Genomic DNA, 13,673 nt, shown 5'->3' with positions numbered 1-13,673 from the left:
ACTCCTAAACGCAAAAAGGAATAGGGCATAAATAAAAAAAGTATGTACCTTTTTGATAAACATAAATTGTTAAGGTTTAAAGCTTTTTGATGGCGGAAAGATCAAACTGGATAGTATTCATTATTGGTTTTAACCGGAACAAGATCCCATTCCCCGGTTCTGAAAAACTACCTTTGATGGGTTTAAAAACATAATCCATTCCTTCAAAACTACATGCGATCTGATTATCAGTGATTTTTTCAAAAGGTAACTTTGCATCCGTAGCAGTTGTCATATCAAAATACCAGTTATAGGCATTGTCGCTAACTAAACTCATTTTCAATTCCTTTTCATTCATATCCATTTCAAAAGAGCCCTTAACAGAGATTAACGGCCAGGACACGTGTAAGTGGCCGGGCCCGGTTTGACTATATACCGGATCTTTTCCTTTCACCAATACTTCCTGGCCATCAATTATTGCCTTTAACCTTAACCCAGCTAATTGATTCGGCTTACTCCAAATATAACCATCTATAACAGGTAAGGTAAAAAAGGAGCATTCGTTAGATGTTGCTACCTCATTGGTGTAAACAGAAGGAAAACTTTCATCAAAAAGGTGAAGATCACGGACACGGAGATTGCCGTTTTCCCATAACAGGTTGATCCGGTAAAAACGACTGTTGAACCACACAGTTTTTAAATCACTTCCCTCTATATCTTTACTTACTGCAAATGAAGTAGCCGGCGTAACTTTATATTTCTCTTTAAACCAGCGCCCAGATGCTTCCATGGTTTCCACCCTGATCTTATGCTCGTCTCTTAGCTTTGCCAGCAAAGGCATTTGAATTTCAAAACCTTTGGCCATAGCATCCCAGGTAAAAGAATTTTCCTGCCCAGCCTGTGTATAATTAAACCCAAGACATTTATCCTCCGTAAACGATTTTAAGAACCAGTTTACCCACGTAGAATCGCCGCCACCAAATTTATAAACAGGTTCCAGTGTTACCACCCCTTGCCGGGTTGTCCCAAGGCCGTTATCGTATTGGCGTATAGGATCGGATCCAAGCATCCGGAAGATCGGTACCGGAATCTGATTTTTTTCGTTTTGTGCAGGCATGTAAGAATTGATCTTACTCGGATAATAAGCCTGGTTCCAATAGCCGCCCCAAAGAGTGTAACCGTCTGTACCGTATTGATCCTTGCAATTGCTGGAAGCCACAATGTGGTACTTCTGATACATGTAATTCAAGCTATAGCTGTCAATAAACCAGGATCCAACCGATTTGGGATAGTATCCAAAAATTCGCTTAAACTCTGCCATATATACGTCGATCAACTTTTCTCGTTCCGCAGGTGTGTAACCGGTAGAGAAACCAATATTGGCGCGCCAGTCCCAGGGATATCGCCCGCGCCATTTCAATCCTGCTTTTTCTACCTGTGGCTGAGGAATTTCCCACCAAGCTCCTATCTCAAAAGAATCGCGGGGTAAGGCTTTCAGTAGTTTTTGATATCTTGGGTCGATAAGAGCGTCATATTGCAATAAAAAAGTACCGCCGAGTTTATACTTTTTCATGATTTCTACCTGCTTCACTACAGTCTGATACAACACATCTTCTGTAATTGCTGCATCGCGGGGTTCCAATAAACGTATAAAATTGACAATATTAACAATCCGGGGTGTTGGCTCTTGTTTGATCTGGCTCCGTGAAGAGCTTAGCATGCAAACACATATTAATACTGTCAGAACAGATATTCCAAAAACTTTGGTGATTATATTTTTCATTAAAACAGGTTACAGAATAGCGTTATAATGGTTTAGGCTAATGTAACAATAGCTAAAGTACTCACTATCCTTGTCTGTCTTTTCAGAAAACACAAATTTCCTTTTATGTTTTTAACTGGCAACCCTGTTCAGGTTTACTAAATTATTATTGTAAGTATCCAGATAGCCTCGCGGGGAGCTGCCAATAACAAATTTAAATACCCGGTTAAAATTGGTAATACTGTTAAATCCGCATTTATAAGCGATAGAGTTGATACTTTCAAATTTATGAGCAATCAATCTTTTACAAGCTTCGTTGATTCTGATCTCATTCAAAAATGAAATAAAAGTATGACCTGTGTGTTTTTTAAAATAGCGGCAAAATGATTCAGGCGTCATATAAGCTACTTTGGCTACATCTTCCAGCGTAATGGGATCGCTGTAATGCCGCATAATAAAATTGTAAATTTTCCCAATACGTATACCCTCATTTTCGGTAATACCGGGGAGATTACCGTAAGTTGATAACGGATCTAGTTTTTCTTTTAAGTTGGTTAATCCCTTAAGCAAGTATAAAAATTGTACCAACTGATCAGACCCTGAAGCAGCTTTTAAAGTAGTCATTATTTGTGATATCTCATCAGCACTGCCATCTGGAATTTTAAATCCTTGCTGGTGCTGCTGCATAAATATCCTGCCCTGAGTCATCTCCGGCAGATCAAAAAAAGAGGCCAGGGTACCTTCCGGATCAAAAAATATGGTTAAAGCTTCTACTTGTTTATTGGTATTATTTGCAAAATACTCAGGATTGCTTTTAAATAGATGCGGTAAATTTGATCCCAAAAAAAACACATCTCCAGCCGAATAATCATGCATATTGTTTCCGGCTATTAAAGTTCCCTCACCTTGCCGTATCCAGGTGATCTGGATTTCTTTATGCCGGTGCAAATATGGATAATGATGAGGTAAACAAACTTTTTCCACTATCACACTTTTATCATGCGGCAACGGGATGGTAAATTGTAAAACTTTCATCTTGATATGAGTTAATTCTTCCTGAATTTACATTTACTTAACTTAAAAAGCTAATAATCTAGAATAACAGGATAATATCTGGTTATTATTTGCTAATTTATTGTGATAGGCCACTAAAAATAGCTTTGCAAAGTTGATATTTAGTTTGTTTTTATTGTTAAAAATACAATTTTAAAAAACACAAGAATACGTATTTAAATCATAAATTTATAATTGTTTATAGAACAATTATAAATTTATGATTTAAATGTTTTTCCGATAAAAGTATAAAATTGGGAATCTATTCTATCTGTCAGGAGCAAACTCAGTGATATTGATTGATGTTGATTTGCCCGAAATAACTTCGGTTACCAATAAACCTGTTGCAGCACCTAAACTTAAACCCATCATGCCATGCCCGGTGGCTATAATAAGGTTGGAGTATTTATTACTTCTACCTATATAAGGCAATCCATCGGCAGATGATGGCCTGAAACCAAACCATATATCTTTTTGCTGCGGAATAGCTGGTTTAATCCCGGGAAAGTATTTCGGTACAGATTCTACTATACCTTTTACCCTGTTCATATTTACCCGGTTATTGATTCGGTCAAGCTCCATCGTCCCGCCGTAACGTAAGCCACCGTTCATGGGCGTAATAGCCACCCTGGCTTCGGCCAGCAATGCTGGAATTTGCATCATTCCGGCATTATCCTGAACATTAAAAGAGTAACCCTTACCCGGCATCAGCAAAATTTTCAACCCTAACAATTTCCCTATTGAAGGCGACCATGAGCCACCTGCTACCACATATTCATCGGCCGTAAATTCTTCCCCGAATGACCATACACGACTTATTTTCCCATTTGAGGTTTCTATTTTTGTGACTTCTTTATTAGTAATTAAATTAACACCCGCAGCCCGTAGATATTTTAATAAAGCAGCCATGAGCTTATTGGGCGAAAGGTGGGCATCGCAACCATAATGCACTGCTCCTAATACATCCAGGTTAAGTTTGGGTTGAAGCTTCAAGCAATCGGCGGGACTAAGTACTTTCATATCCAGACCAAGCTGCCTACCCTTTTCAGCCATGTGGGCTTCTTCTTCACCTGCTTTTTCGGTTTTATAAAACATCAGGATACCCTTTTCAACCAGGTCAAATTCAAAACCGGGCTCCTTACTCAGCTCTTGATAAAGCTTCTTACTAAGTAATGAAAGCTCTGTTAAAGGTATAGCCGACTTTTCTACATGCTCGGCATTCGCTTTTTTTAAAAACTGAAGCCCCCATGATATTAGCTCCGGATTTAATGATGGTTTCACATAAAACGGGCTTTTACTGCTAAACATCCAGCGGATACCCTGGCTCACCATACCCGGCGTTGCCAGAGGTATAAAATGACTCGGTACAATCATTCCGGCATTTCCGTAGGAACAACTGTCAGTCATATCCCCTTTATCAATCACGGTAACCTGATGCCCGGCTTTATGTAAATAATAAGCGGAACTTAAGCCAACGATCCCACCGCCAATAATCAGCACTTTAGCCATAATTGTATTTTGAACTATTGAAATATTTGATTTTAGAAAATAAAACCGATTATATCACCTGGAATCCGTGTGCGTAGGGATCGTCATCGTCTATCTTGATGGTATTGTAGCCGTAAACTTTGGCCCAACCTTCCACACTTGGGATAATGGCATCTATATCATTGATCTTAACGACCTCTTCTACCCTGCCCGTAAATTTACTACCTATGATACTTTCATGTATAAATGACTCACCAACCTGTAGCTTTCCTTTGGCGTACCATTGCGCCATACGGGCAGATGTGCCCGTACCGCAGGGTGATCTATCTATAGCTTTATCGCCATAAAATACGGCATTTCTGGCTGTGGCATCATCAGATAAGGTAGCCCCGGCCCAAAGGATATGGGTACAGGTATTTATAGTGGGATCCTGCGGATGAATGAATTCATATTTTTCATTAATGCGCTTGCGTAGCACCTGACTCCAGGCCACTAATTGCCCGGCGGTATAATGTTCGATGCCACTGAAATTAGGCTGCGGATCAACTATAGCATAGTAATTTCCGCCGTAGGATACATCGATAGTGAGCATACCCAGGTCCGGGCACTCTACCTGCAGATCTGTTGCTGCAAGATATGCAGCTACGTTTTTGAGCTTTACCGAGGTAACCTTTTTGCCCTCCTGTTTATATTCAATTAAAACCAGGCCCGCAGGTGCTTCCATACGTATAATACCAGGCACTTTAGGTTGTATCAAGCCCTCTTCTACAGCTATAGTAATAGTTCCGATAGTGCCATGACCGCACATAGGTAAACATCCGCTGGTTTCAATAAACAAAACCGCCACATCGTTTTCAGGATCATGAGGTGGATAAAGAATGCTTCCCGACATCATATCATGCCCCCGGGGCTCAAACATTAAGCCCGTCCTGATCCAGTCATACTCCTTCAAAAAATGTTGGCGTTTTTGGCTCATATTGTTGCCTTTCAGGGTCGGGCCACCTCCAGCTACTAACCTCACCGGGTTGCCGCAGGTATGTGCATCTATACAGAAAAAAGTTTTACTGGCCATATGTTGTATTATAACGCAACCTCGCTTAGTTTGCCCCAGCTGCCTACTGGCAATACCGGACGGACAGCAAGCGCGTCGCTGATGATCTTTTGAACTTTTTCGCGCTCAGCACCTACTAAAGGTAAACGCGGGGCACGCACATTTTCGGTACCTATGCCCGTAGCTACTTCTGCCAGTTTAATGTATTGTACCAGCTTAGGGTGAATATCCAATTCCAGCACCGGTAAAAACCAGCGGTAAATAGCCAATGCCTCATCATATCTTTTAGCCTTAACCAAACGATAAATGGCCACCGTTTCCCTGGGGAAAGCATCAACCAATCCGGCTACCCAACCATCTGCGCCCATAACCAGGCTTTCCATTGCCAAAGGATCAACACCTGTTAATATTTTAAACCTGTCACCAAAGCGATTGATCATACGGGTTACGTTTGACACGTTACGGGTTGATTCCTTTACTGCCTGTATGTTTTGGTAGGCGGCAAGCTGCTCAAACATATCCAGCGTGATTTCTACCTTGTAATCAACAGGATTATTGTATATCATGATCGGTAGCGGCGTGCTTTTGGCAATGGTACTGATATAAGTTATGGTTTCACGTTCTTCACTGTTGTAACGCATTGGCGGCAATAGCATTAAGCCATCAGCGCCATTGTCCAACGCTTTTTGTGCGCAGATAACGGCCGCTTTGGTTGTTTGCTCCGCGATATTGAGTATCACAGGTACTTTACCATCCACAAAATCCACGGTGTGGGCAAGCAGGTCATATTTTTCCTGATCGCTTAGTACACTTGCTTCACCTAAAGATCCGCCTAGTATAAAACCATCAACACCGGCTTCCAGTTGAGCGTTTAAGTTGATATCAAAAGCTTTAAAATCCAGTTCGTCGTTATCAGTAAACTTGGTAGTTACAGCAGGAAATACACCTTTCCAATCAAATGCTATCATTTCTAAATGTTTTTTACAAAATTAGACCGACATGCCATATGAATAAGTCAGTAATTTAACAGGTACTAACCATATTTTATCCTATAAACCAATTTTAATATCTACACCGTGATAAATCATGATGCAAAAAACTTTTTAAACCTTAAATTTTAACAAATTTCCGGTCAAAAACGGGGCAAAAAGGGCCTAAAATTGATCGAAAAAACATCATTTTAACACTTTTTAACAAATTACAGCGCGGTTTTGATGAGTTTTTAAAACTTTAAAAAGTATTAAACAATTGACTATCAAATAACTAACTCAAAAACAGGCTATTTTTGTTCTCTTTTGGACTTAACCAGAACGGCCCGCTTGTATTTTTATCATACAAGCGGGCCGTTACCTACAAATATACTAAATATATGTGAGCAATATACTGACAGCAAAATGGGGTAAAATCCGGTTATCACCCTGCAAATTATCATCTATAATATTTCTGTACGTACCTGTAGCTTTACTGTGCATATCTGTAAACTCAAGCGTATGATCAAGAAAAGGAAAGCGGCCTGCGTGTTATCATTATTCACTATAGCATTTTCACACCCGGCTATTTCACAACAAAAGGATTATCCTATACAACCCGTGGCCTTCACCAGTGTGCACGTGAATGATCATTTCTGGCGGCCCAAAATGGATGTGAATGCTAATGTAACTATACCCTATGTTTTGGCACAATGCAAGGCAAACGGACGTATGGATAACTTTTTAAGAGCCGCCAAAAAGCTCGACGGCGATAAGGTAACCGAATATCCATTTGATGATACCGATGTGTATAAAGCTATTGAAGGAGCTTCATACTCCATGCAAAATAAAGCTAACCCTCAACTGGATAAATATATTGATAGCCTGATCAGCATCATTGGCGACGCGCAGGAACCTGATGGCTACCTGTACACCTTCCGCAGCATCAATGCCAAACATCCCAATAAATGGATAGGCACCAAACGTTGGGAACAAGAGCAGGTGCTGAGCCATGAACTGTATAATTGCGGGCACTTGTACGAGGCTGCTGTTGCCCATTACCTGGCTACCGGGAAACGCAGTCTGCTTAACATCGCCATAAAAAATGCCGATCTGCTGGTTAAAGTTTTCGGCCCGGGTAAACTGGAAGAGTATCCAGGTCACCAGATAGTAGAAATTGGTCTATCAAAAATGTACCGGGTTACCGGCAACAAGCAATATCTCGATCTGGCTAAATTTTTCCTGGATGTGCGCGGCCCTAAAGGCGAGGTATACAACCAGGCCAATAAAAAAGTAGTCGATCAGCACGAAGCCGAAGGGCATGCCGTAAGAGCAGCCTACATGTATACCGGCATGGCAGATATTGCTGCCCTAACCGGCGATACTAAATATTTAACCGCTATTGATGATATATGGGGAGATGTGGTTAACAAAAAATTATACCTCACAGGTGGCATAGGAGCCAACGCTGACGGAGAAGCTTTTGGCGATGCTTACCAACTCCCGAATATGTCGGCCTATGCCGAAACCTGTGCGGCCATTGGCAATGTATACTGGAACAGCAGGATGTTTTTGCTGCATGGCGATTCGAAATATATCGACGTATTGGAAAGAACACTTTACAATGGCCTGCTTTCTGGTGTTTCTTTAAGCGGCGACCGTTTTTTTTATCCTAATCCGCTGGCATCCATGTCGCAGCACGAGCGTAGTGCATGGATCAGCTGCGCCTGCTGTATCAGCAATATGACCCGCTTTTTACCATCGCTGCCGGGTTATGTGTATGCAAAAAACAAAAACAACCTGTATATCAATCTATTTATGGGTAATTCCAGCAGTATCAAACTGACATCGGGCAATGTAAATATTATACAAACTACAGACTATCCCTGGAAAGGTAAAGTTGATATCACGGTTAACCCGGAGAAAGCCTTTGAGTTTACTTTAAGGGTACGCATACCGGGCTGGGCCAAACAGCAACCGGTACCGGGTAACCTGTATACTTTTATGGATAAAAAAGTATTGCCGGTGATGCTATCCATCAACGGTAAACCGCAATCATTTGTTACCGAAAAAGGCTATGCCGTGTTAAAACGAACCTGGAAAAAAGGCGATCAGGTTTCTCTTTTATTGCCAATGAAAACAGAAAAGGTATTGGCCAACCCCTTGATTAAGGATGACAGGAATCGTTTTGCCTTTGAACGCGGGCCGGTTGTGTACTGTTTGGAAGGGCCGGATAATAAAGACAGCCTGGTACAAAACATTATGGTTGATACAAACGCCATCGCCAATGCAAATTACCATGCCGATCTGCTCAATGGTGTTGATGTGATAAGTGCGGCGGGCAAAAGCACCAAACGCCAAACAAACAGCGATCAACTGCTTGAAACCAACCAGCAGGTAAAAGCTATACCCTACTACGCCTGGGCAAACCGCGGACCAAGCGAAATGACCGTATGGATTCCTTACGAAGCTTCGGCAGCACGTCCCAAACCTGCGCCCACCATAGCAAGTACCAGTAAGGTAACATCATCATTAAAAAACACAAAAATGTATGCGGCTATTCAGGATCAATATGAACCAGCCGACTCCAAGGATGCCAGTTATCCCTACCTGCATTGGTGGCCTGCCAAAAACACCAGCGAATATGTTCAATATAATTTTGACACCGCGCACACGGTGAGCGAATCAAAAGTTTACTGGTTTGATGATGGCCCCTGGGGTGGTTGCCGTATACCGGCATCGTACAAAATACTTTACCTGAAAGATGGTCAATGGGTACCTGTAAAAAACACCATTCCGTACACTATCAGCAAAGACGCCTTTAACACGATAACATTTGAACCGGTCAACACTATTGCTTTAAGAATGGAAATCCAATTACCCGTAGACAATTCGTCCGGGATACATGAATGGGTAGTTAAGTGAGTAATAGCCGATGAAAAGACATAACGAAAGAATACTACTAAAATAAAAAAGGGACTGTCACCCTGAGCGCCGTCGAAGGGTAGAGCGCAGAGGCTACCCACCATGCTTCGACGGCGCTCAGCATGACACCCTTTGGCATCCTTTGTAGGATAGCTATCACTCGATGTGTTACTACTGTTAAGTAATCATCCCACCACCACTTATTACATCCTTTTGTGCTTACTGTTTGCTACATTTACGTATACATTAACCTATTTTATGGCAACAGTAGCACTAGGCAGTTCTGCCGGTAAATGGATCATGGTTTCCTCCATCATGGCTTCGGCTATGGCCTTTATTGATAGCACTGCACTAAATGTAGTGTTACCCTCACTGCAAAAAAGTTTAAATGCCAGCGGTACCGATCTTTTTTGGATACTGAATGCTTATCTTTTGATGCTGGCCGCGCTAATCATGATTGGCGGTGCACTTGGCGATAAACTGGGCCGGAAAAAGATTTTCATGGCCGGGATCTTTATTTTTATTGCAGGCTCGGCAACCTGCGGCTTTGCTCCCGATGTAAAACTGCTTATCGCATTCCGCATGCTGCAGGGTATTGGCGGCTCACTGATGATACCTGGGAGCTTATCCCTGATCTCCTCTTCCATTAATGAAAAAGAGCGGGGTAAAGCCATCGGTACTTGGTCGGCCTTTACTACAGTGGTTACCTTAGGCGGCCCTATTTTGGGAGGGGCTTTTGGCGATGCCGGTTTGTGGCGCTATATATTTTTCATTAATGTACCGATAGGTGTTGCAGCTCTTTTGATCCTGTGGTTTAAAGTAAAGGAAAGCCGGAGTGAAGATACCGATCATGCCATTGATTTCCCGGGGGCTATCTCCATAGCACTTGGTCTGGCTTCACTTACCTTTGGCTTTTTGAGGGCACCGGCAATGGGTTTTGGGAATTGGCAGGTTTATACTTCATTAACCTTGGGTGCGGTACTGTTGGCTGCTTTTATCTTTATCGAAAGTAAAAGCAAGCATCCTATGATGCCCTTAACATTATTTAAAAATATGACTTTTAGCGGGGTTAACCTGCTTACTTTTTTCCTGTATGCAGGGCTTAGCGCTGCTATGTTGTTTCTTTCGCTCAACCTGGTACAGGCACAGGGCTACAGCCAACTGCAATCGGGCCTTACTTTTCTGCCTTTTACTATATTGATGATTGGGATGGCCCGTTTTGCGGGGGGAATTGCAGACAAACACGGCCCCAGATTATTACTGATATGCGGCCCGGCAACTGCCGGTATTGGCTTGTTCATTCTATCTTTTGTTGGACAAACCCATGGCCCCGCAGATTATTGGACCACCTTTTTCCCGGGCATTATTATTTTCGGCACCGGCATGTCATTCACGGTGGCGCCACTTACGGCTGCTGTTATGGGTTCGGTAAGTGATCATTTTTCGGGAACCGCTTCTGGGGTGAACAATGCGCTTTCGCGTATTGCCAATGTTTTCGCCAATGCTATTTTAGGAGCTTTGGCCGTTCTGCTTTTTACCGGGGCCTTGCAGCAGGACATTCAGCACATCCCCTTAAATGAAAAACAAAAACAAACGGTGATGGCACAAGCCACCAACCTGGGCGATGCCAAAGTACCGGCTGGCTTCCATACTCATGACCAGCAGGCTATCAAAAAGCTGTATCGTTCAGGTTTTATTAGTGTTTATTCCCGTGTGATGCAGCTATCCGCTTTGCTTGCTTTTTTAGGTGCTTTGATGTCATTCCTGTTTATTCGCAATAATACCATTAAAAAGAACACCTCACCAGGTCAATCATAACAATTTTTGCGCCCTGAACAGGTTATCCGTATTCTGCAGTATTTTGGCTTTAAGTTTTGGATTGTAACGAGGGTGCGCATTTAAAAAATCACTAACAACCTTGGCTGCCTCCTTATCCTGATAGTAACCGAACACCGCCTGCAACCATGATTGGGGGAAGAAGATATCACCGGTTTTCTGTATTTCCTCTATCATTTCCAGGCTTTTAGGGAGATATTTCTCTGATGTTTTTTGTCTTAAGGGATGATGCAAATAAACTAATGCCGTGGTTACCCAGGCTTCTTTTTGCCGGTTCTTTATATTTTGCAGACTATTAAAAAAAGCGTCCCTCTCCTGTTCATTTACTGACAAAGCCGGCATTAAAAACTCTAGTCGTTTTTTACGATCGGCATTGGCTATTCTTGTTTCCTGCATCTGCAATACACCTGTCGCCGAATCGCTTTTTAATGCTATACTCAGTGCCAGCGAGGTGTAATCATCCTCATTTAATTTGACCCCTAATGGTGGTTTTTGCAGTTGCCAGATGGTATAGATGTTCTTTTTGGCTGCATCTGTTAAGTACACATCCTGGTACGCCCTAAAAAGCACTTTTTTATTATTGGGTTTTTCCTGCTGCTGCAATGCCAACCATAAACCATCCTCCAATTCAGCAGCCATAGCATTACGATCTGCGGGCGTGATAAACTCCCAGTATATATTGCCGATATAACCGGTTAGCAATCTCAAATTGGTTTCTTCCTTTTCTAAAGTTAATCCTTTCGAAAGGATGCTCAGCAATTCCTGTGGTTTAAAGTACCGGCCTGCCAGCATGTTTTCATAAGCCGAAATATAAAGTGAGGCCCTTTGTAATGGATTATTGATCCGGAATAAACTATCGGTGCTTCCCTTATCTACCGGGAACAAACCATACCCTATCCCATTTGAATTAAATACCATGTATAATGGTTTATCAAGGCCCAGGGCTTCTTTCAGATCGATACTGGCGCCTTTCATATTCACTACTATATTTTTAGTATAGGATGGATATACCATAGTTACACTGAACGATTGCGGCCAAACCCGCATAGCCCCAAATTCCGGGTGCTGGGTTATCTTAAAATCACTGATCTTATTTCCGGTATAACTTACCTTTTCGTCAAATACCGGTCGGCCGGGTTGGTTTACCCATACTTTATTCCATGCATAAAGATCTGTTGTAGTGTGTTTGCTCAGGATAGCAATCAAATCATTCCAGGTAGCGTTGCCATAAGCGTATTTTTTCAGATACTCCTGTATCCCCTGTCTGAATTTTTCTTTTCCCATCAGCAGCTCCAGCTGCTGCATCATGATGGGAGCTTTATGATAAATGATATTACCATATAGCGAACCGGCATCTTTCAAATTATCCAGTTCCTGCCGTATGGGATTGGCGCCTTGTGTACGATCGATACTATAAGCCGCCGGGTAATGATCCTGTAAGAATTTCAGATCAAAAGTTTCGCTGCCCATCAGTTTTTCGGTTATTTTATCGGCCATAAAATTGGCAAACACCTCTTTCATCCACACATCGTTAAACCATTGCATGGTTACCATATCACCAAACCACATATGCGCAGTTTCATGCGAGAACAGGTTCGACCGGGATATGATCATATCTTTGGTGGCTCCATCATCCAGAAACACCGCTGAAGCTTTATACTGCACTTCGCCTGGATGCTCCATACCACCAAACTGAAAATCGGGTATAGCTATAAAGCCTATTTTCTGAAATGGGAATGGGATACCGGTCCACTGTTGCAAAAAGTCAATGGCGTCTTTATGCGCAGTAAACGTTGGGGCTATGCTTAATTTGATTTTGGTGGTATCTGTTTCACGGTATAAAAACTCAGCTTTCCTGCCACCAATAAGCTGCTTTACAGCGTTGAATTTGCCGGCGGCGAATGAAAATAAATAAGTACTCAACTTGTCCGACTTATTAAATCTGTAGGTTGTTCTCCCACCCCGACTTACAGAATCGGCGATAGCTCCATTGGCCAATGCTTTCCATCCGAAAGGCACCTGGAGCGTAAGCAGATAGTTAGCCTTCAGGTCGGGCTGATCAAAACAGGCAAAAACTGTTCGGGCTCTATCCGGTACAAACAGGGCGTACAAATAATCGTCGTTACGATTTAGTGATTGATCGCCGGTAGTAAACTGAAGGGAAATGATATTTTTACCCGTACGCAGAAATCCGGGCGATATCAGTAAATGTTCCTGCTCCAGTTTCACAGGAATCTGTTTGTTATTTACCTGTATAGCATGCACTTTGCCCGCGGCTTGTTTCAGATCAAGCTGCAAAGGCTGATCGATATGTTTTAAAACCAGGCTGATTGATTCCTTTGCCTCAATACCTTTAGTTTTATCGGCAGGGATATCAAAATTAAGGGTATATTGAATATCGCTGATCACCGAGCGCCTGTATCGGGCCAATGCCAGCGATACGCCAGGTTCAACTGGCGGCGCGCTTATTTGAGCGTAAGCTGTTATCGTATTAAAAATTATAAAACTTAAAGTGATAGCACGCGCGCGTATTTTTTTTAAAATCATAGGGAAAATCAACAGCCCGTTAGCAGGATGACCAAATTTATAAAAATGAACCCGGTTATTCATG

Annotated in this window: 8 protein-coding genes; 2 read left to right on the top strand and 6 right to left on the bottom strand. The window is 42.2% G+C overall.

Going from position 1 to position 13,673, the window contains the following annotated elements:
* Window positions 1-76: 76 nt before the first annotated feature.
* The 5 genes from G7092_RS03255 to G7092_RS03235 all read right to left on the bottom strand — a co-directional run bounded on the left by G7092_RS03255 (window position 77) and on the right by G7092_RS03235 (window position 6,301).
* Complete coding sequence (locus tag G7092_RS03255; RefSeq protein WP_202985210.1) at window positions 77-1,699, bottom strand: DUF3863 domain-containing protein; 1,623 nt, start codon at window positions 1,697-1,699, stop codon at window positions 77-79.
* A 174-nt stretch (window positions 1,700-1,873) separates the two neighbouring features.
* The gene (locus G7092_RS03250) at window positions 1,874-2,776 is read right to left on the bottom strand and encodes an AraC family transcriptional regulator (protein ID WP_166086138.1); all 903 of its coding nucleotides are present in this window, start codon (window positions 2,774-2,776) and stop codon (window positions 1,874-1,876) included.
* Between the two features lie 285 nt (window positions 2,777-3,061).
* On the bottom strand, window positions 3,062-4,306 hold the full coding sequence (locus G7092_RS03245; RefSeq protein ID WP_317169999.1) for an FAD-dependent oxidoreductase: 1,245 nt from the start codon (window positions 4,304-4,306) through the stop codon (window positions 3,062-3,064).
* A gap of 46 nt (window positions 4,307-4,352) precedes the next feature.
* Window positions 4,353-5,354: a 4-hydroxyproline epimerase gene (locus G7092_RS03240; RefSeq protein WP_166086134.1), complete on the bottom strand. Its 1,002-nt coding sequence runs from the start codon at window positions 5,352-5,354 to the stop codon at window positions 4,353-4,355.
* A gap of 8 nt (window positions 5,355-5,362) precedes the next feature.
* Window positions 5,363-6,301 (bottom strand): dihydrodipicolinate synthase family protein, encoded by a 939-nt coding sequence (locus tag G7092_RS03235; protein WP_166086131.1) that lies wholly within the window; start codon window positions 6,299-6,301, stop codon window positions 5,363-5,365.
* Between the two features lie 522 nt (window positions 6,302-6,823).
* Between G7092_RS03235 and G7092_RS03230 the strand changes: the two genes are divergently transcribed.
* Window positions 6,824-9,226, top strand: coding sequence for a glycoside hydrolase family 127 protein (locus tag G7092_RS03230; RefSeq protein ID WP_166086129.1), 2,403 nt, complete (start codon window positions 6,824-6,826; stop codon window positions 9,224-9,226).
* 258 nt (window positions 9,227-9,484) lie between these two features.
* Window positions 9,485-11,044 carry an MFS transporter gene (locus tag G7092_RS03225; RefSeq protein WP_166086127.1) on the top strand — a complete coding sequence of 520 codons (1,560 nt, stop codon included), beginning with the start codon at window positions 9,485-9,487 and terminating at the stop codon, window positions 11,042-11,044.
* Here the strand turns inward: G7092_RS03225 and G7092_RS03220 are convergent.
* Window positions 11,039-13,672, bottom strand: a complete 2,634-nt coding sequence (locus tag G7092_RS03220) for a M1 family metallopeptidase (protein WP_235953768.1) — start codon at window positions 13,670-13,672, stop codon at window positions 11,039-11,041. The two genes, G7092_RS03225 and G7092_RS03220, sit on opposite strands and share 6 nt — an antisense overlap.
* Window position 13,673: the final 1 nt, after the last annotated feature.

Origin of the sequence: Mucilaginibacter inviolabilis, from assembly GCF_011089895.1 — a bacterium.
GTDB lineage: Bacteria > Bacteroidota > Bacteroidia > Sphingobacteriales > Sphingobacteriaceae > Mucilaginibacter > Mucilaginibacter inviolabilis.
This window is presented reverse-complemented; position numbering and strand designations above follow the sequence as displayed.

Excerpts from the sequence above, each read along its gene's own strand:
- G7092_RS03255 (WP_202985210.1), bottom strand. The coding sequence starts at position 1,699 with ATGCTAAGCTCTTCACGGAGCCAGATCAAACAAGAGCCAACACCCCGG.
- G7092_RS03250 (WP_166086138.1), bottom strand. The coding sequence starts at position 2,776 with ATGAAAGTTTTACAATTTACCATCCCGTTGCCGCATGATAAAAGTGTG.
- G7092_RS03240 (WP_166086134.1), bottom strand. The coding sequence starts at position 5,354 with ATGGCCAGTAAAACTTTTTTCTGTATAGATGCACATACCTGCGGCAAC.
- G7092_RS03235 (WP_166086131.1), bottom strand. The coding sequence starts at position 6,301 with ATGATAGCATTTGATTGGAAAGGTGTATTTCCTGCTGTAACTACCAAG.
- G7092_RS03230 (WP_166086129.1), top strand. The coding sequence starts at position 6,824 with ATGATCAAGAAAAGGAAAGCGGCCTGCGTGTTATCATTATTCACTATA.
- G7092_RS03225 (WP_166086127.1), top strand. The coding sequence starts at position 9,485 with ATGGCAACAGTAGCACTAGGCAGTTCTGCCGGTAAATGGATCATGGTT.
- G7092_RS03220 (WP_235953768.1), bottom strand. The coding sequence starts at position 13,672 with ATGAATAACCGGGTTCATTTTTATAAATTTGGTCATCCTGCTAACGGG.